General features: G+C 47.6%; 16 protein-coding genes. All 16 read right to left on the bottom strand.

The annotated features are described in order from the left end of the window. Positions 1-114 precede the first annotated feature (114 nt). The 16 genes from EDM56_RS26350 to EDM56_RS26425 all read right to left on the bottom strand — a co-directional run bounded on the left by EDM56_RS26350 (position 115) and on the right by EDM56_RS26425 (position 18,231). Positions 115-1,188 (bottom strand): M42 family metallopeptidase, encoded by a 1,074-nt coding sequence (locus EDM56_RS26350; protein WP_122920923.1) that lies wholly within the window; start codon positions 1,186-1,188, stop codon positions 115-117. Beyond that, positions 1,185-1,823 carry an FMN-binding negative transcriptional regulator gene (locus EDM56_RS26355; RefSeq protein ID WP_122920924.1) on the bottom strand — a complete coding sequence of 213 codons (639 nt, stop codon included), beginning with the start codon at positions 1,821-1,823 and terminating at the stop codon, positions 1,185-1,187. The genes EDM56_RS26350 and EDM56_RS26355 overlap by 4 nt, the downstream gene beginning before the upstream one ends. Positions 1,824-1,849: 26 nt before the next feature. After that, positions 1,850-2,791: an alpha/beta hydrolase gene (locus EDM56_RS26360; RefSeq protein WP_122920925.1), complete on the bottom strand. Its 942-nt coding sequence runs from the start codon at positions 2,789-2,791 to the stop codon at positions 1,850-1,852. A gap of 27 nt (positions 2,792-2,818) precedes the next feature. Further along, a complete protein-coding gene (locus EDM56_RS26365) occupies positions 2,819-4,135 on the bottom strand; it encodes a serine hydrolase domain-containing protein (protein WP_122920926.1) in 1,317 nt (438 codons plus the stop codon). A gap of 44 nt (positions 4,136-4,179) precedes the next feature. Then, positions 4,180-5,865, bottom strand: a complete 1,686-nt coding sequence (locus EDM56_RS26370) for a peptide ABC transporter substrate-binding protein (RefSeq protein ID WP_122920986.1) — start codon at positions 5,863-5,865, stop codon at positions 4,180-4,182. 67 nt (positions 5,866-5,932) lie between these two features. Continuing rightward, complete coding sequence (locus EDM56_RS26375) at positions 5,933-6,865, bottom strand: dipeptidase (RefSeq protein WP_122920927.1); 933 nt, start codon at positions 6,863-6,865, stop codon at positions 5,933-5,935. 35 nt (positions 6,866-6,900) lie between these two features. After that, complete coding sequence (locus tag EDM56_RS26380) at positions 6,901-7,860, bottom strand: ornithine cyclodeaminase family protein (RefSeq protein WP_122920928.1); 960 nt, start codon at positions 7,858-7,860, stop codon at positions 6,901-6,903. A 21-nt stretch (positions 7,861-7,881) separates the two neighbouring features. Next, positions 7,882-8,982 carry an alanine racemase gene (locus tag EDM56_RS26385; RefSeq protein WP_122920929.1) on the bottom strand — a complete coding sequence of 367 codons (1,101 nt, stop codon included), beginning with the start codon at positions 8,980-8,982 and terminating at the stop codon, positions 7,882-7,884. Positions 8,983-8,996: 14 nt separating this feature from the next. Next, positions 8,997-9,641 (bottom strand): helix-turn-helix transcriptional regulator, encoded by a 645-nt coding sequence (locus tag EDM56_RS26390; RefSeq protein WP_122920930.1) that lies wholly within the window; start codon positions 9,639-9,641, stop codon positions 8,997-8,999. Between the two features lie 627 nt (positions 9,642-10,268). Next, positions 10,269-11,909, bottom strand: a complete 1,641-nt coding sequence (locus EDM56_RS26395; protein WP_122920931.1) for an ABC transporter substrate-binding protein — start codon at positions 11,907-11,909, stop codon at positions 10,269-10,271. A gap of 46 nt (positions 11,910-11,955) precedes the next feature. Further along, the gene (locus tag EDM56_RS26400; RefSeq protein ID WP_122920987.1) at positions 11,956-12,957 is read right to left on the bottom strand and encodes a dipeptidase; all 1,002 of its coding nucleotides are present in this window, start codon (positions 12,955-12,957) and stop codon (positions 11,956-11,958) included. 127 nt (positions 12,958-13,084) lie between these two features. Further along, entirely contained in the window at positions 13,085-14,200 is a 1,116-nt protein-coding gene (locus tag EDM56_RS26405) for a TolC family protein (RefSeq protein WP_122920932.1), read from the bottom strand. Between the two features lie 91 nt (positions 14,201-14,291). Next, the gene (locus EDM56_RS26410; RefSeq protein WP_122920933.1) at positions 14,292-15,398 is read right to left on the bottom strand and encodes an aminopeptidase; all 1,107 of its coding nucleotides are present in this window, start codon (positions 15,396-15,398) and stop codon (positions 14,292-14,294) included. Between the two features lie 28 nt (positions 15,399-15,426). Continuing rightward, positions 15,427-16,398 (bottom strand): ABC transporter ATP-binding protein, encoded by a 972-nt coding sequence (locus EDM56_RS26415; RefSeq protein ID WP_122920934.1) that lies wholly within the window; start codon positions 16,396-16,398, stop codon positions 15,427-15,429. Then, complete coding sequence (locus EDM56_RS26420; RefSeq protein ID WP_122920935.1) at positions 16,395-17,384, bottom strand: ABC transporter ATP-binding protein; 990 nt, start codon at positions 17,382-17,384, stop codon at positions 16,395-16,397. Before EDM56_RS26420 ends, EDM56_RS26415 begins: the two co-directional genes overlap by 4 nt. 46 nt (positions 17,385-17,430) lie before the next feature. Then, positions 17,431-18,231, bottom strand: a complete 801-nt coding sequence (locus EDM56_RS26425; RefSeq protein ID WP_246009543.1) for an ABC transporter permease — start codon at positions 18,229-18,231, stop codon at positions 17,431-17,433. Between the last annotated feature and the right edge of the window lie 77 nt (positions 18,232-18,308).

Here is an 18,308-nt window from a genome sequence, read left to right on the forward strand (position 1 = left end):
GCCCTCCCAATTCTTACTGGTTTAGCTAACGCTTATAATTATTTGAGTAAAATTTTCACCGAAAATTCCGCAAAATCGGTCTAGACATTAAACCCTCCTATTTCCATTAATTTTCTACAGTTTTTCCTGAAACGCTTCGATGAAAGCGATAATGAGTTGGACGGTATACTCCATATCATCCAAATGCACATAGCCGGTTGCCGAATGGATATAGCGGGAAGGAATGCAGACGCATCCGGTTAATGTTCCTTTACCTGCAATGCTGATCGAATACGCGTCCGTGACACCATTGAGGATTGCCCCCTGCTGGTAGGGAATGCCACTGTTTTCTGCAACCTGTGCCAGTCTGCGGGTCAGCCGCTTGGGGACGTTGTTCCCTGCGCTGGTTCCAGGCACCCAGTCAAACAGCAAGATCCCCGGGCCTCCGCCAAACACCATCGGCAGTGTTTTTTCCTCTATATGAGGGGTCCCGCCTGCCAACCCGACATCAATCGCCAAAGCGACATCCGGTTGGATCGAAAAAGCGGCCACTCCCGCTCCACGCAGTCCCACCTCTTCCTGAACCGCTGCTACGGCATATACAGTGGGGACAATCTCCCTGTCCGCCAGCCGTTTCATTACTTCTGCCAAAACCGCACAGCCGGAGCGGTTATCCACCGACTTGCCGGAATACACTTTGCTGCCGTTAAGAAACTGCCCTGTGCGGGAAAACGTGATGTAATCGCCAGCTCTTACCCCAAGAGCAAGTGTCTCTTCTCTGCTGCGACTGCCCACATCTAAAAACAGATCTTCCAACGGAATCGACTGTCTCGCTTCCGCTTCCGTCACGATATGGGCGGGCTTGCCCCCTGTAATCCCATGCACCACGCCCTGCTCAGTCTGGATCGAAAGCACCTGATTGATGACCATTCTGCTGTCATGGTCTCCCACCGGCAAAAACGAGACAAACCCTCGCTCGTCAATATAGTTCACAATGAAGCCAATCTCATCCATGTGGGCGCAGAGCATTAGTTTCAGCTCGGGGTCGCTTCCTTTTTTGACGAAAAAATGATTGCCGAGCGAATCTGCATACGTTTCGTCCACATGTGCAGTCAACTGTTCCTTCAAATAGGCTGCAACCCGTTCTTCATCACCGGACACCCCGTGGATCGCATCGAGTTCTACCAACATCTGCTCCAAGTTACTCATTGCTCTGCCTCCTCATCCATTTGCTGCAAATTCTCTCTCATCATCCCGCCAACTGCTGCAATCACCGAATCGGAATCCTGCTCCAACCAACTAGCGATGCGCTCTTGAACGGCAACCGTTTTATCCTGACTCAGCTTGAAGGCCCCTTCCAATGAAGTGACGCGTATCTCAAAGGCAACCAATTCCCCCATCAGCTTGCCAGCATATTCGGATGGAATGTTCTCCCACTGTGTTTGATAGCCGGGTTCGAACGCTGAAATCGTTTTGAGCAGCGTTTGCACGACTCCTTCCGTACCCGAACGGATAACAGGGGTGCCGTATGCGTGAACTGATGCATAATTCCACGTAGGAACACCGAGTGGCGTATTATAAAATGCAGGGGTAATATAGGCATGCGGTCCCTGAAAGATCACGAGCACCTCCTCCTGATCACGCAATGCCTTCCACTGCGGGTTTGCCAATGCCATGTGGCTTACCAGTTTGACCTCATCATTCTCTCGCTCCACAATAAACGGCAAGTGGGTTGCCAACGGATTCGATCCGCCGCCGGTGACGATCGTGGCAAACGGATATGCCCTCATAAAGGTAAGCAGCTTTTGCTGATCATTCTGTCGATACGGTTTTGGAATAAACATGATGGGATCTTTTCTCCAATCTATTTTTATCGTTTCGCTTGGAAGACTTGCCGCAGTTCGGCCGCTATTTCTTCAAGCGCAATTTTACTTTGCTCCACGGACCCGGAATAGTTTAGAAAGCTGTGAACCATTCCGGCATATCGTTTCTTTTTCGCTTTCGTCCCAAATTTGTTCAAGCGATCGGCATATGCTTCTCCGTCGTCGCGGATCGGATCAAACTCAGCAGTGATCACCAATGCTGGCGGCAACTCAGCGAGACTTTCCGCAAGCATAGGAGAAACAGCAGGCAGAGCGCCTAGTTCCTCGTTTGCGAGATAATTGCTGCGGAACCAGATCATTTCATCTAACGTGAGATTGTACTTGTTACCACATTCGATGCAGGAGGGAGAATCGAATGAAAAACTAACGGCGGGATAGATTAGCAGTTGAAAGTTGATTGCGGGCCCACTCTTATCCCTTGCCAATAGAGATACGACTGCAGCCAGATTGCCGCCCGCGCTTTCGCCCCCAACCGCAATTCGCGAAGCATCCCCATGAAAAGACGAGGCTTTTTCCGATACCCACTTGGTGGCAAAATAGGCATCGTGCACCGCCGACGGAAAAGGATGCTCAGGCGCTAGCCGATACGCGACCGAAACGACGATGCACCCGGCATGATGAGCTAAGAATCGGCAGATGTTATCTGTCGTTTCCAAATCTCCCAGAACGAACCCGCCACCGTGAAAGAAAACCATGACGGGCAGAACACCCACAGCTTCGGGTGTGTAGATGCGGATCGGGATGTCTCCCTCAGGACTTGCAATGAGTGTATCAACTATGGACGCAACAGGTGTGATAATTTCTACCAGTTGTGTGCGCGAATAAGCAAATGCTTGACGAATCTCTTCGATCGTTGCAGACTCAAGCGAGGGGAAGCCAAGTTCTGATTGTTTTTGCAAAACCTTCTGTACCTGTATGTCCACCGGCATTACTCTCAACTCCTGTTCTTGACGTTTTCATGCTTCATCAGTCGTTCTCGTCCACATACGGACACCAATCCGAACAGCCCACGCCTGCTTTCCTTCTTTAAAAAAGAAGCGAATAGGAAAATTCTTGCCCTCCACAACCAGCGTGTGGCTGTCGGTTGCGCGTAACGAAAATTCCGCATTGCCAGAAATCGCTTTGGGCAGCTCCCTGTCGAGGAAAAACCGTACGCGTCCCCCCTCTGCCGAATGGTAGGTGCCCATCAGCCGCTGCAATTCCTCCAAGGATGCCTCGTAAGTTGGCTGCACGCTGCTTTTTTGCTCAAGCGGCAAGCCCAGAGCGGCGTTCACGGTCGCTAACCAGATTGCATCGGCAGACACATCCGATACATTCGTTAAAACAGCGACAACCAGTCCCTTCTCTGGCACAAGACCGAAATGGGAAGAAACTCCCGGTTGGGATCCGCCATGCTCCACCAGCGTTATTCCTGCATGATCGGGAACTGATTCGAGAGCATATCCATAAAAGCTGTTACGGTCAATTTGATGATGCGGACGCCACATTTCATTTGCAACACCGGCACCAACAACCGTTGTTCCCTGTCCAAGAAGCGCCTGTCCGTATGTGATGAGATCTCGCACCGTGGAACGAATGCCGCCACCTACCTCATAGTTGCCGAGCTTGGACCAGTTCACTGCTTCCAACTGATTATTTACAGCATTCTTTACATAAGGAATCGTCACATTCGATAGCTTCGCGAGCTCTTCCAGACTGAATGTGGAACGGTGCATCTGCAGTCGAGCCAAAATCTCTTCCGTCACATAACGGCGATACAGCCGACCAGTTAAACGTTCGATGATCGCCCCGAGTAGCAGGAAGGTGTCATTGCAATAGCTGAAATACTCCCCCGGCTGCCCCAGAAGCGCATATTCTGCGCTTCCGAGATATGTCAAATGCTCATCAAACCGGTTTAAGTCCTCACGTCGCCGCATTGGCGGCAGTCCGGTTGTATGTGTCAGCAAATGATGAATGGTTACGGTTCTCTGGTCCTCAAGCCCCTGCAGCTTCCAATCTGGAAGATGCTTCTGCACAGGATCATGCAAAGAGAGCTTCCCTTCCTGGGCCAGCTTCATAATGGCCAACGCGGTAAACGATTTGGTTACTGAACCGATACCAAACACCGTATCAGGTGTAACGGGATCACCTGTCGCAATATTGCGAACACCAAATCCCTTTTCGTAGAGGGTATTGCCATTTTGGGAGACAGCGATGGCGACTCCAGCAATTTGTTCGTTCTCCATAATTTCCGCCACATGCGCTTCAAGTGCTGAAACATTTATAACGTTCATGAACAAACCTCCCATGTTTATAAGGATGCGTCCAGATAGCTGGATTACTGAACAGTAGCCCATTTAAAATCGATGTTCCCAATCCCGTCAACAAATACGTTCTGAACTTTATCTGCTTTTACCCATGCTTGCGTATCAAAGTAAATGGGCATAATCGGCATTTCGTCCATCAGAAGATTCTCTGCATCAACCAGAATTTGCTTGCGCTTTTCTGAATCTGATTCATACGCCGCTTTGTCCAGCAGCTCTTTATATCGAGGGTTTTCCCATAAGGTTGAATTCATTGGACTGTCTTTTTCCTTCAGCTTCTCCAGGAATGTGACCGGATCATTGAAGTCAGCCAGCAGTCCCATTCGCCCGATTTGATACTTGCCCTGATGCAACTCCTCGATATACACTTTCCATTCCTTGCTTTCCAGTTTCACAGTCACGCCGAGATTCTTTTTCCATTGATCCTGAATGGCTTCGGCGATCTTTTTATGGACTTCATACGTGTTGAAGGAGAGTGTGATATCAGGAAGCTTGCTGATGCCAAGCTCTTTCATCCCCTCTGCCAATAGCTTCTTGGCCGTCTCCACATCGTTGTCCTTGAAATAACCGTCCGGTTTAAGTGTCATCGTGGACGGAACGAAACCCAAAGCTTGCGGCTGGCTGGTTTGCGTTATGTTGTCAATGATCAGTTTCCGGTCAATCGCGTAGGAAAGTGCCTTTCTGATATTGGCATTATTGAACGGAGGCTGACTGGTATTAAACTCGTACATGTAAATTCCCGCTACAGGCTGAACGACCAGCTTACCGGTATCCCGCAGCGACTGGACAGCATCGGATGGCAGAGTGCTGAGTGGCGCGCCAGCCCAATCCAGATCGCCTTGGTCAAACATGGACAACTCGGTGTTTTCATCCTCCACTCGGGAAAAATCAATTTTATCCAGCTTCACTTTTTCTTTATCCCAGTACTTATCGTTTTTAACAAAGACGATTTCTTTCTTTTGATCCCAAGTATCCAGTTTGAATGGACCGTTGCCAACGTGGGTTTGCGGGGTGTTCGCCCATTTCGGATTGGCGGATGCCACTTTCTCATCTATCGGAAAATACGTGGTGATGGCAGTCAGCTCAAGAAAGTACGGAGTCGGCTTTTCGAGCTTTACCTCAAGCGTTTTATCGTCAAGCGCCTTTACACCCACTTGATCCGCTCCAACCTCGCCACGGTTAAATTTCTCTCCATTCTTGATATAAAAGAGAATCGCCGCATAGTTGGATGCCGTTTTCGGGTCAAGGGCGCGTTTCCAGGCAAATTCGAAATCATGTGCTGTCACGGGATCACCATTGCTCCACTCTGCCTCGCGAATCTTGAAGGTGTAGGTAAGCTTGTCATCAGAAACGGTGTAACTCTCCGCTGCAGAAAGTTCCGGTTTGCCCGTATCTTTGGACACACGTGTCAACCCGTCAAAAGTCGCCATGCTCATCGCCATCGAGGGGACATCCTCTGCAAGCCCAGGGTCCATCGTCGGCGGTTCGGAGTGCAAATTCATGTGCAGCACTTTTTGGCCAGATGCTTGCTCAGCAGGGACAGATGGCTGTTGCGGAGCTGCTGGCGGTTCTGCCGGTTTCGCCTGTTCACCGGTTGAACAGCCTGTCAAAGCAGTTCCCGCTGCCAGTGCGAGGATTACGAAAGCCTTGCTCGCGTGCTTGCCACAGCTTCTGGTTATCCCAGTGAAAACCCCTCTCATATTCCCAATATTCTGCATTTTAAAAACCTCCCTTATCGTGGATGAATGGAAAACAATCTTCTCTTTTTTATTTAGGACGGCAGCGCAAAAAGTTTTCTGCCGTGAACCCTCTCACTTCTTCTTCTTTGTAGCGTTGCAACAGTGCATTTATCAGGTTGTCCATCATTCCTGCATGACCCAAGCCTTCAATCCGTCCAGGAATCGAAATCCCGTCAAAATCGGAACCGATACCTAGCTGCTTTACCCCTCCAATGGAACAAAAGTGGTCGATATGTTTAAGCAGATCGTCAATCGTCACGCTTCCTTCCTGTTTCACGAATTGTGGAGCAAAAAAGACATGGACCGTACCTCCTTTGGCGAACAATGCTTTTGCTTGCTCATCAGACAGATTGCGCGGATGATCAAACACGCTCCTCGCATTGGAATGGCTCGCAATCGGGTAGCGGGCCAGCTCCAGCGTGTCCCAAAAGGATCGTTCGCCCAAATGGGAAACATCCGTGAGCAACTTGTTTTCATTGTTAAACCGGACAAGCTCTTGACCAAAAATGGATAGCCCTGCATTGCGCGGTTCCAACACGCCGTCAGCAGCCCAATTGGCATAATTCCAGGTGAGGCCGACACAGCGTACGCCCAACTGATGCAAAATGCTCAACTTGTACAAATCACTGCCGATGGCATCCACCCCTTCCATTGTCAACATGACCCCGATTTCACCCGTTTGAAGCCGGTCGAAATCTCCCCATTCCCTGATCTGCTTCATGTCCGGGTTTTTTCCCAAGACTTCGTGATAGAAATAATGGACCTGCTGCATCACTGCCTGAAACTTTTGCTCCATTGGCAATTGGGGCGGCGCATATACAGCAAAGCATTGTACGTTAACCCCACCTTTCTTCAGCCGCTCCTTGTTTGTTTCAAGTTGGTCTGCACTGCTGTAATCCAGCTTGCCATTTGCCAGCCAAATCCTAAATAGTGCGTCGCAATGCAAATCAATGATCTTCATAAAGCCCCTCCTTTTGTCTGTTTTCCGTGATTCCGTTACAACTCGACAGTGACACCGACCCCCAGCTCTTTGGCACGTCGATATACATGCAGTGCCACGCTGAGATCTTGAACGGCAACACCAGTTGAATCAAACAGGGTGATTTCATGCGCGGATTGTCGCCCCGGCTTTTCTTTGCTGGTTAATTGGCCGATCTCCAGATAGGGTGTTTCCGGTTCAGCATTTTGCAGCTCGCCCATGCTTGTCGACTGTTCCCAAAGATCGCATACGACGATATCGAAAGCCCGATCAATCTCCAGCTCTCGTTTCCCTTTTGTATCGCTGCCCATTGCGTTAACATGGGTGCCTTCTCGCAACCAGGATGACTTGATAACCGGAGAAAAAGACGGAGTGGTGGTCACGACAATATCAGCTTGCTCCACCGCTTTTTGCGGACAATCCGTGTATCGTGCCGCAATCCCCTTTTGCCCAATCTCTTCGGCCAGTTTGCGCGATGATTCCTCCGTTTGAGAAAAAACAACCACCTCTTCAATGGGAAACATCTGCAGAAGAGCACTCAATTGGCTTCTGGCCTGTAACCCAGCTCCGATCAAAGTGACGGTTTTGCTGACGCTGCGGGCTAAATATTTGGCCGCCACCGCTCCCGCTGCTCCTGTGCGCAAACTGGTTAGATGATTGGCATCCAAAAGGCACATCGGTTCACCCGTTTCCGGGTCCAAAAGCAGCATGGTGGATTGATGGTTTGCCTTTCCTTTGCTTCCGTTTGCTTTCCAGAACCCACCAGCCTTCAGACCCACTGATTTCTCGTCGATTAAATAAGAAGATTTGATTCCAAAAATTCCGTTATGCTCCTCAATCAACTGACGAACAGCGGGAAACACGATACTCTTGTTTTCGTGCAGCTGAGTAAACGCACTCTCGACAATCTGAATCGCCTCTTCCTGCGTTACGAGATCCTTGAATATTTCCTGGTTAATCACCAATACATTCCCCATGATTACACTCCCGCATCTACTCTATTGATTGCATCCTCTAGCATGGACCTTGAACATTTTTTCAACCTTCCCATTCCTAATCGCATACGCCTGATCATAGAGATTGATGGTAGGGCATACATGATTGGGAATCACTTCAATGCGTTCCCCAATGACAAGGCTGGTGCCAGGTACGATCACCGCATGCTCATCGGAAAGCCGCCGGATCAAAAGATCGGGATGGCCCTTCACGATACCAAAGCCTGACGTTTTCACTATGCCGCTTGAACGCTGGTCAATGGTAAACGACTTCGCCCCGGCATCGGCAACAATCCGCTCCACTCCGCTTTTCGATGTGACGGTGGCAAGTACGGTCGCCGCACAAAAATTGCTGTGCCCAAGAAAATACGCGTGCGCCGCATCGTAAAACACATAGGTTCCCGGTCTGATTTCGGTAATATCCGGTAAAATCTCGCCCCCAAGCTGACTTAACGTGCAGCCAATGCTTTTTTCGCACTGAATACCCCATTTGTCTTCAACACGCTTGGATGCTTCAATCAGATCCCGTTGGGCACGGAGTGAAATTCGCTTCAATTCCTCACGATCCACTGCGTGATAAGCATGACCTTCATGCGTAAATAGACCTGCAAGTGATACTTGAGTAAATCTTCCGACAATAAAATCTGCAAGTTTCACCGCTTCCGGCGATTCCAATCCGCAGCGATGTTGTCCTGTATCTACCTCAATCATCAGACTTACGGGAACTTGATCTCCAAAAAAGGATGCGATTTGTTCCACCTGTTCAATCGAGTCGACCGCTACCCGAATCGTCGCCTTACCGGCCAGCGTTCGCAGACGCTCCAGTTTCTTTTTGCCGACAATTTGTGTGGCGATGAAAATATTATCGATTCCCTCGGCTGCCATCGCTTCCGCTTCACTGAGCTTTGCTACTGTAATTCCTGCGGCGCCATACTCGAGTTGCAAACGGGCGATGTCAGCCATCTTATGGGTTTTGGTATGTGGCCTCAGCTTCACCCCAGCAGCGTTGGCTTTCTCCTGCATGTGTTGCAGATTTTGCTCCAGACGGTCCAAATCCACTAACAGTGACGGCGTATCCAATTCTTCCAGCAACAACTCGCCCATTCTATCTAACCTCCTTACTCTTTTTGGCTTCGGATCTCATCCAGATAGCTGTAGAGGGTTACCTTTGATATCTTTAATTCAGCAGCTACCTTCTCCATTGCCCCTTTGATCAGGAATATCCCTTTTTTGTCCATAAACTGAACAATCTGCAGCTTTGCATCTTTATCCAACTCATCCACTTCTTTTTCGGTTATCATCCGGGTGATCAGATTGTCGACAATCTCCCAGACGTTTCCAACCACGTCTACCTCCCCTTCTTCAAGTGGCTCCTCATCCATGCGGATAAAATCTTCTATGAAATTTTTCATATCCACCATCGGTTCAATATCAACGTTGATGCAAAGTGCCCCAATCGCTTCCCCTTTTGCATCGCGCAGTAAAACAGTCGTCGATTTAATTGTTCGTTTATCTTCGGTTTCTGTACGATAATTCGCTACGACATCGTTTTGCAGCTTTTGAGAAAGCAGCACTTGGGTAATCAAATGGTTGAACGGCTGCCCAACGGCACGCCCAGTCACATGATTGTTTACCGTATAAATAACGGAGGACTGTGGCGTGCTTAAATCGTGTAGAACTACTTCGCAGACTCGTCCAAACGTCTGCGCGATCGCATCCGCAATCGGTATATAGCGTTTTAACTCTTCACTGTATTTTCCCATGTTTCACACTCCGCTTTTGGATATTCCATGTACACCTGTTACTTTGAATTATAGTTGGGCGCATAAAAAAATCAAGACATTTATATAATTTTTTCTATATTTTGTGGAAATTTTCGTCCTAAAACACGGTTTTTATATAAAAAGTCCTATGTAAAATCCTTTTATCAATAACTTTTTATACAAACGACCATTAGTACCACTCCCCCATCCAATCGGAACACAAATTCAGAAACACAAAAAGACACCCTATTGTGGTGTCTCGTTCTCGTCGTTTATTCTGATTACCCCGTCCGGCTAAGATAAGCTTCCAGCAGCGCTATTCGCTCTGGCCAACTTCGATCCCGCTGAGTTCTCTGTTCAGTACCTTAGAACTCTCCTTTTCGGTATAGTTGTGGTTCGCGACATGAAATAAATAAAGGCCATTTTGGCCCCTCTTCAGCTATAAGTGATTCAATGAAATCAATAATAATCAACTGTATGTATAATTATTTACTGAAAGCAAAAAGGACCCGAAGGTCCCTATTCATTGCCGGCAGTACCAGATACACCCTCGCAAATCTCTTCATTTTCCAGATTGACTCCCGCCTCATACATGGCAGAGAACTCAATATCCTACCTGAACGAATGTCATTCGTTCACCCACATATCCTGGATGTCCAAAGTCGCTAACGGATTAGGCTTGACCCCTTGAATGCGATTGTTGATAACCTGGAACGTTTTCGCAGAATATAGCGGAATCCAATAAGCTTCATCAACTACAAGCTTCTGGATGTCTGCATACGCTTGCTTTCGTTCTGTATTATCCATTGTTGTTGCGCCTTTTTCCAGCAGGCTGTCCAGCTCCTTATTGTGGATGCGGAAAAAATTCAAGCCGCCGATTTGATTGGAATTCATGAGCAGATTCAAAATATCGGGGTCATTGCTTCCATGATCCGTCGCCAGCAAATCAAACGCGCCTTTTACTGCTTGCGCTGAGGCCGTGGCCATTTCATAGCTTTGGATTTTTAGATCGACACCAATTTCTTTCAGCATGCTTTGCACAAGCTGATTTCCTGGCTTAGGATTGTCGATCATCATCATGAGGCTGAGCTCTTTCCCATCCTTTTCCCTAATTCCTCGCTCGTTGGTTTTCCAACCTGCCTCCTCTAGCAATCGCATGGCTTCCTCTTTGTTATACTTGTAGCCGTATTGCTCCACTGCCGGATCGTAACCAACCATGGTTGGCGGTATAGGTCCGTAGACAGGCACTCCTTCTCCCTTCAGGTCCGCGGCGATCAGCGCTTCCTTGTTGATTGCCAGATTCAGAGCTTTACGTACGTTGAGATCTTGCAAAATTTCATTTTCCATATTCATTCCGATAAAGTTCTCAACTGGCGGCGTCCCTTCCATAACGGTGAATTTCTTATCATTCTTGTACTTCTTCACGTCTTTTGCAGGTACGTTCGCGATATCAATCGTTCCACTGTCAAGCGCAGCCATCAGCGTCTGATTGTCTTTGATAAACTTGATAACGAGCCGATCTGGCCGCACAGGGCCTTTGTTCTCAACAAACGGAGGTGCCCATTGATAGTCATCGTTTCGTTTCAGCGTAATGGATTCCCCCGTCTTCCAGCTCTCGAACTTCCACGGTCCCACTCCCACTGGATTTCGTCCATAATTATTTCCGTATTTCTTTACCGCCTCCATCGATACAGGCTGATGGTATCCTCCATAGGTCAAGGCACTAAGCAGCGGAGCAGAAGATTGTTTCAATTGAAAAATCAGAGTAGAATCATCGGGTGCAGAAATGGACTGGATCAAAGCTAACTCTTGTCCGGTAAGCGGTGAAGCAGTTTTGGGGTCCATTGCCCGCTCCATGCTTTGCTTGATGGATGATGCCGTCAGCGGTGTTCCATCATGAAACTTCACCCCCGGGCGAAGCTTGAACGACCAGGTCTTTCCATCCTTGGAAATCGTGTACGATTCAGCCAGGTTCGGCTTCAGCTCTAAGGTGTATGGGTCCATAACCATCAAGGCTCCTCCCAGAAAACCGCCTACGAAGTTGCCGGCTGATATGGCTGTTTTTTGCGGATCTAACGTATCCGGCTCCGCTTGGTACCCGATTGTGATTGTTCCTCCCGTTTTTGGCGTCAGGCTGACATTCGTATTTGACTGTTGATCGGCCGTTTCTACTGATGGGGGTGCAGAAGTACATCCCACTGTAGAAATGGCGAGTAAACATGCAAACAACATAAATCCTTTGCGAAAATCCAAGCGCTTTCGTAACATTGTGTGCCTCCTAGTTCATGCGTTGCCAGTTTTAGTAGCGCATCATTTATTTCCAGACTTCTTGATACACTCGGATAAAGTTTTTGCCCATGATTAGCTCGATGGCTTCATCTGAATACCCTCTTTTGGCAAGTGCCTTGGAAATCCCCGGTACTTGGATGTGTCCTTTTACTACGTCAAAATCTTTGCGCGAAGCCTGCGCGATCACATCAGGCGATTCGTACTTCATGAATGGCTCGATTATATCCAGGCCGATTCCGACATGCTCTACTCCAACAAGCGCAGCTATATGGTCTACATGGTCCAGCAAGCCCTCGAGATTTGAATCGTCATCATCATCTGCTACAAAAATATTTACACCATTCATGCCGATCACCCCATTGGTAGAAGCGATCGCCTTGATTTGTTCGTCTGTCAGATTGCGCATAGAGTCCACAAGTGACCGACAGTTGGAATGGGAGGCGATGATTGGCTTTTTGGCGATCTCCACAACATCCCAGAAGCCTTCATCGTTTAGATGGCTCACATCGATGATCATCCCCATCGCTTCTGCCTCTTCAACCAGTCGCACGCCAAATTCGGTTAGTCCCCCTTTTTTCCCCTCACGCACAGGAGAAAAGTGGCTGCCGTCTCCAACGAAGTTGCGTCGGCTCCAGACAAGTCCCATAAAACGTACGCCAAGCTCATAGAAGATGCGGAGCATACTCAAATCGTTGTACAATGGTTCTGCACCTTCCAAAGAAAGGACAAAGCCGACTTTCCCCGCTTTTTTTGCATTTTCGATATCATCCACACTTTTACATACCATGATTTTGTCAGGTGATTCATCCGCCTCTGCATGCAACGCACTTATTTGCTGGAGCGCCTTTCGCAAGCCCATCTCTGGCAAAAATTTGTTTTCGATATAAATTGCAGCGACGATGGTATGTACCCCGCCTGCCACAAAACCAGGTAAATAGTCCGATACAATGACGTTTCTTTTGCCATGCTCCCGTTGGATTGCCACATCCATCAGCAGATCAAAATGAGCATCAATTACGTGTGTCATGCGCTTTTCCATCTCCTTTTCCTTGGCTTTCTCATTTATCTCAAATTTTCAGCAAAAAGGGGTTTTTAAACACAGCGAATATTCAAAATATAAAAACAATAAATAACAGTAACCTTATTGAACTCACTCATTGAAAATTTGCTCTAATATGATTGAAATCATTCCTTGCTGCTACGTAATGATCCTCCAGTTTTGCTAACTCCTGCTCCGACTGTAGAACATCACCGATGCTAGCCGTTCCCTGCTTAAATCGAGAGATCCTCTGGTCATAGTTCTCGCTTGCGAGCTTTACTGCATGTTTGCATGTTTGCAGTAATTGATATCCGTCGCGATATTTTTGATACAGGGTGTATACCGCATATACATCCTCTTTTTTTGAATGCTCCAGCTCGACTTTTAATTTTTCCAAATTGTTTGTCGCGATTTTCCCATAAAAAGTTGATACAGCAGAATATTTGTTGATCAACGCTACTCGTAACTGTGCGATCTCCATATCTCCTTTTGTTTGAGCGATAGCAAATGAATCGGTTTGTAATGAAGCGATCGCATCTTCAAATGAAATGGGAGGGTCTTCAGTTGTCACTTCATCTTCAGTCGGGAACAGCCATTCTTTCTGCGCATCTACGCCCAATATTTCATTTTGCTTGATTTTTGTCTCTCCCCACGTGCTTTGAGCCTCAAACCATTCAACTTTTGCAATCGATGCAATTGCTTCTGCCTGCATAACATCTACGTTAGACACAGTCGTGTTCTTACTGCTAGTTGCGTTTTCTTTTGCCATTTGGACCAATTCATTCACTCTGTTGTAACGGCGCTTTTTCGATTCCCGTTCGGAATATGCCTGTAATAAATCGTAATAGGAGAGTATGGCCTTTCCCCTTAAATCTGCCTCTACAGATTCTTTGTAAAGTTTACTGATCCGAGCATCCATTGCACTTTGTGCTTCTGTCACATATTTTTGTTCAGCAAATTCCAACGAATCAATTGAATCAGCACCAATGTTGCGCAGCTGTGATTTTACAATTCGTGCATTTACATCGTCATTTTCAGCATCAAGGCTGGCCAATGCCACTTCAGAATCAGCGGCGTTTACTAGTTTGATAGCCTTTTCGATCGTTAATATTTCTGCATTTTGTTGTGGCTGGGTTGTTTCGGCAGCTATGCTCGGTACTGCTGTAGAGAAACTGAAAGACACTAGAGAAATGAAGGAAACAATCCAAGGAAACTTTACTCTTATTGTCATTCATCTATCACCCTCACCATGTTTGATAGAGGCAAGGCTGTCTATTTTGCCCAGCCTTGCCATACGTTCCTTTGAAAAACAACCGTTTCGACTAGACTAGGTTTTCAGGATTCAACTGTTCTAATTCTGGGATAACGAACCGTCCATCTTTTCGGATCAACCGATCGTCGAACCAGATCTCTCCCCCACCATACTCCGGACGTTGGTTCATGACCATATCCCAGTGAATCATGGAATTGTTACCATTTGGAGCAATGTCATAGCATTGTCCCGGTGTGAAGTGGAAGCTGCCATCAATTTTTTCGTCAAATAAGATATCCTTCATGGGTTCCCGAATGAAAGGATGTACCCCCAGTGCGAACTCGCCAATAAACCGAGCACCTTCATCCGTATCCAAAATGCCCGTCAATCGCTTCGTATCATTAGCTGTCGCATTCACGATCTTCCCGTTTGCAAACTCCAGACGAACATTTTCAAACGTAAAGCCTTGATAAGGAGATGGCGTGTTAAATGTGATGACACCGTTCACCGAATCTCGTACCGGAGCAGTAAATATTTCTCCGTCGGGTATGTTCTTTTCTCCCGCACACGGAATTGCTGGGATGCCTTTGATCGAAAAGGTAAGCTCGGTGCCTGGTCCGATTATTTTCACTCTGTCTGTTCTTTCCATCAGCTCCTGCAGTGGAAGCATGGCTTTTGCCATCCTAGCGTAATCCATCGTGCATACATCAAAGTAGAATTGTTCAAAAGCTTCAGTACTCTTGTTTGCCAGCTGAGCCACAGATGGATTGGGATAACGGAGATAGACCCATTTTTTCTGGAGACGAACCTCTCGCACCGATTTGGTAAAGGAAGCGGACAGCTTCAACTGCTCATCTGGCACATCGGACAGTTCATTGATATTTTTCCCGCCATCGATGATGATATAGGCTTGCATCTTCTCCATCTGATAGCGATCAATCTCAGCCAAAGTCCGGAACTGTTCCGTGGTTCCTTCCAGCAACAGCTGGCGATTTATGCTGGTATCTCGCAAGTTTACAAAAGGATGTCCTCCCGCTTTATGGACAGCTTTCACAAGCTCTTTGATCAGAGCCGTGTCGATTTCAATCGCTTCAATCAGTACATTGTCCCCTGGCTGTACATGAGTAGAGTAGTTCACTAGCACATCCGCCAATTTGGTAAGTCGTGAGTCCAACATTGATCACTGACACCTCCGCAATCTTTTTTTATTCTCCCGCCATCGAATAGAGATGGCAGGCGACCATTCTTCCTTCCACTTCTTTCAACAAAGGTGCTTCTGTTTTGCAGACATCCATACATGCCCAGCAACGCGTATGAAACTTACATCCTTTGGGAGGATTGGATGGTGAGGGTAAGTCCCCCGTTAACAGGATCCGTTCTTTTTTTTCATCTGGATCAGAAACGGGAACGGAAGAGAGAAGCGATTGTGCGTACGGATGCATCGGTCTTTGAAACAGCTCTTCTTTTTTCGCCAGCTCTATGACTTCGCCCAAGTACATGACTGCTACTCGATCAGCAATATGTTCGACGACTCGTAAATCATGAGAAATAAAGAGGATTGTGAGGGAAAACTGCTCCTGCAAATCCTGCAGCAAATTGAGAATCTGAGATTGAATCGATACATCCAGAGCGGAAACCGGCTCGTCGGCAATAATAAGCTTTGGTCTGAGCATCAAAGCCCGCGCAATCCCGATCCTTTGCCGTTGCCCGCCTGAAAATTCATGCGCGTATCGTGAGAGGTGCCTTTTGCTCAAACCGACAATTTCGATCGTCTCTTCGATCAGCGATTGTCTATCTTCCTTTGGGATGTGATGGGCAATCAGCGGTTCTGTTAAAATGTGCTGAATCGTCAGCTTAGGATTCAGCGTATCAAAAGGATTTTGAAATACCATTTGCATATTACGCCTTACGTTGTGCATGTCGGCTTTGGTAAAGGTACGGATGTTGTTGCCTTGGAACACGATCTCGCCATCAGTCGGCTCAACCAAGCGCAAAATGCACCTTCCAAGAGTCGATTTGCCGCATCCTGATTCCCCGACGATGCCCAATGTTTCTCCTTCGTTTACCGTCACATTCACGCCGTTGACAGCGTGTACATAGGTTGGCTGTTGGAACCACCCTTTGCTGGCGAGAAACCGCTTCTGCAAATTTTTCACTTCCAAGAGAGGCGTCGTCATACATTCACCGCCGATCTCTTATCTAATTCTTGATACAGCCAGCACCGACATTGGGACTGCTCATCCACAGCCATCAACTGGGGATTCTGTTCGGCACAAATGGGCATGGCTTTATCGCATCGCGGAGCAAAGCGGCAGCCTTTGGGATATTCGTCTGGGGCCGGTACACTTCCGGCGATGCTGTTCAGACGCTTCTGTCCTTTTGCCTTATGCGGAGTGGAATGGATCAAGCCGATGGTGTATGGATGCTTCGGGTTTCGCAGCAGCGTACGGACATCTGCTGATTCAATGACCTGCCCCGCATACATCACCATCACCCGGTCACAAGTCTCGGCAACAACTCCCAAATCATGTGTGATCATGATCAGAGACATGCCCAATTCCACGCGGACTTTTTGAATCAAATCCAGAATTTGTGCCTGAATCGTCACATCGAGAGCTGTTGTCGGCTCATCCGCAATCAATAGCTTCGGGCTGCAAGCGATCGCCATCGCAATCATGACACGCTGTCTCATCCCTCCAGATAAACGATGAGGGTATTCGTTGTAGATTTCATTCGCTCGTGAAATCCCTACCTGTGTAAGTAGCTCAATCGACTTTTGCTTTGCTTGCGCGCGCTTCATACCTTCATGCTTTTCGAGTCCTTCACTCATTTGCTTGCCGATTGTCAAAACAGGATTAAGCGCGGTCATCGGCTCCTGAAAGATCATCGCCATTTCTTTTCCTCTGATTTTTTGCATCACTTTTTCGTTAAACGCCAATAGTTCAGTACCGTTTAACTGAATGCTTCCTTCAATTTTTCCATTCTTCCCGAGCAAGCGCATGATAGAGAGGGAGGTAACGCTTTTCCCGCACCCAGACTCTCCAACGATTCCCAGGGATTCTCCTTTCCCGACGTACAGAGAAAGATCATCCACTACCTTGAATTCTTTATTATTTTTTGTAAACGTAGTTGTCAAACCGTACACTTCCAGTACGTTAGTCATGTTGTCCCCTCCTTGCAACTGAATGAAAGCTGATTTTTTACCGTGTCTATGCTTTCGGGTCAAAAATATCGCGTAGGGCATCGCCTAGCATGTATACGGTAAAAACTACGACAGTTATCGCGATTCCCGGAAACGTCGCCAGCCACCATGCTTCCCCCAAATAATCCTTGCCTTCACTCAGCATCGTTCCCCACTCAGGAGTAGGCGGTTGCGCTCCAAGGCCGATAAACCCGAGTGCGGATGTACTTAAAATTGCGCTTCCAATGAACATAGTCGTATACACGATTAGTATATTAGAAATATTTGGAATCAGCTGATTGATAATTATCCACCAGTTGGAGCTTCCGATTGACCGACTTGCTTCCACATACCCTGCTCCCTTGACGGTTAGAGCTGCCCCTCGGACGAGGATAGAAAAAGCGGGTACGGACGAGATGCCGATTGCAATCAAGGCATTTTCCTGACTGGGCCCAAGGACTGCTACGATCGCCAAAGCCAATACAATCCCTGGCAACGCGAGCAAGACATCCATGATCCGCATCATCACGTTATCAAATAATCCTCCCAAATAGGCGCTTGTCACACCGATGAGCGTTCCGGTTACAAACGTCATTGCAGACGCCATCACCGCTACTGTCAACGTCACCCTAGTTCCATACAGCAAACGCGATAATATATCGCGGCCAATCGCATCCGTCCCAAGCCAAAATTCCTTCGATGGACCTTGCATAAAAGCTTCGTAATACGTTTTGGTCGGATCGTGTGGAGCAATCCAAGGACCGATGATACCGATTACAATAATACCCAGCATCATCATGAAACTAAATCGTGCTTTCTTTTGTTGCATAATCTTTCCTAGCAATTCAAAACGGGGAAGAGACCTTTTTTTACGCCCTATCGAATCGACGGAAATCATTTTGTTGA

Source organism: Brevibacillus fluminis (assembly GCF_003710825.1).
GTDB classification, from domain to species: Bacteria; Bacillota; Bacilli; order Brevibacillales; family Brevibacillaceae; genus Brevibacillus_D; species Brevibacillus_D fluminis.

Coding starts and splice junctions, on each gene's coding strand:
- EDM56_RS26350 (WP_122920923.1), bottom strand. CDS start 1,188: ATGAGTAACTTGGAGCAGATGTTGGTAGAACTCGATGCGATCCACGGG.
- EDM56_RS26355 (WP_122920924.1), bottom strand. CDS start 1,823: ATGTTTATTCCAAAACCGTATCGACAGAATGATCAGCAAAAGCTGCTT.
- EDM56_RS26360 (WP_122920925.1), bottom strand. CDS start 2,791: ATGCCGGTGGACATACAGGTACAGAAGGTTTTGCAAAAACAATCAGAA.
- EDM56_RS26365 (WP_122920926.1), bottom strand. CDS start 4,135: ATGAACGTTATAAATGTTTCAGCACTTGAAGCGCATGTGGCGGAAATT.
- EDM56_RS26370 (WP_122920986.1), bottom strand. CDS start 5,865: ATGAGAGGGGTTTTCACTGGGATAACCAGAAGCTGTGGCAAGCACGCG.
- EDM56_RS26375 (WP_122920927.1), bottom strand. CDS start 6,865: ATGAAGATCATTGATTTGCATTGCGACGCACTATTTAGGATTTGGCTG.
- EDM56_RS26380 (WP_122920928.1), bottom strand. CDS start 7,860: ATGGGGAATGTATTGGTGATTAACCAGGAAATATTCAAGGATCTCGTA.
- EDM56_RS26385 (WP_122920929.1), bottom strand. CDS start 8,982: ATGGGCGAGTTGTTGCTGGAAGAATTGGATACGCCGTCACTGTTAGTG.
- EDM56_RS26390 (WP_122920930.1), bottom strand. CDS start 9,641: ATGGGAAAATACAGTGAAGAGTTAAAACGCTATATACCGATTGCGGAT.
- EDM56_RS26395 (WP_122920931.1), bottom strand. CDS start 11,909: ATGTTACGAAAGCGCTTGGATTTTCGCAAAGGATTTATGTTGTTTGCA.
- EDM56_RS26400 (WP_122920987.1), bottom strand. CDS start 12,957: ATGACACACGTAATTGATGCTCATTTTGATCTGCTGATGGATGTGGCA.
- EDM56_RS26405 (WP_122920932.1), bottom strand. CDS start 14,200: ATGACAATAAGAGTAAAGTTTCCTTGGATTGTTTCCTTCATTTCTCTA.
- EDM56_RS26410 (WP_122920933.1), bottom strand. CDS start 15,398: ATGTTGGACTCACGACTTACCAAATTGGCGGATGTGCTAGTGAACTAC.
- EDM56_RS26415 (WP_122920934.1), bottom strand. CDS start 16,398: ATGACGACGCCTCTCTTGGAAGTGAAAAATTTGCAGAAGCGGTTTCTC.
- EDM56_RS26420 (WP_122920935.1), bottom strand. CDS start 17,384: ATGACTAACGTACTGGAAGTGTACGGTTTGACAACTACGTTTACAAAA.
- EDM56_RS26425 (WP_246009543.1), bottom strand. CDS start 18,231: ATGCAACAAAAGAAAGCACGATTTAGTTTCATGATGATGCTGGGTATT.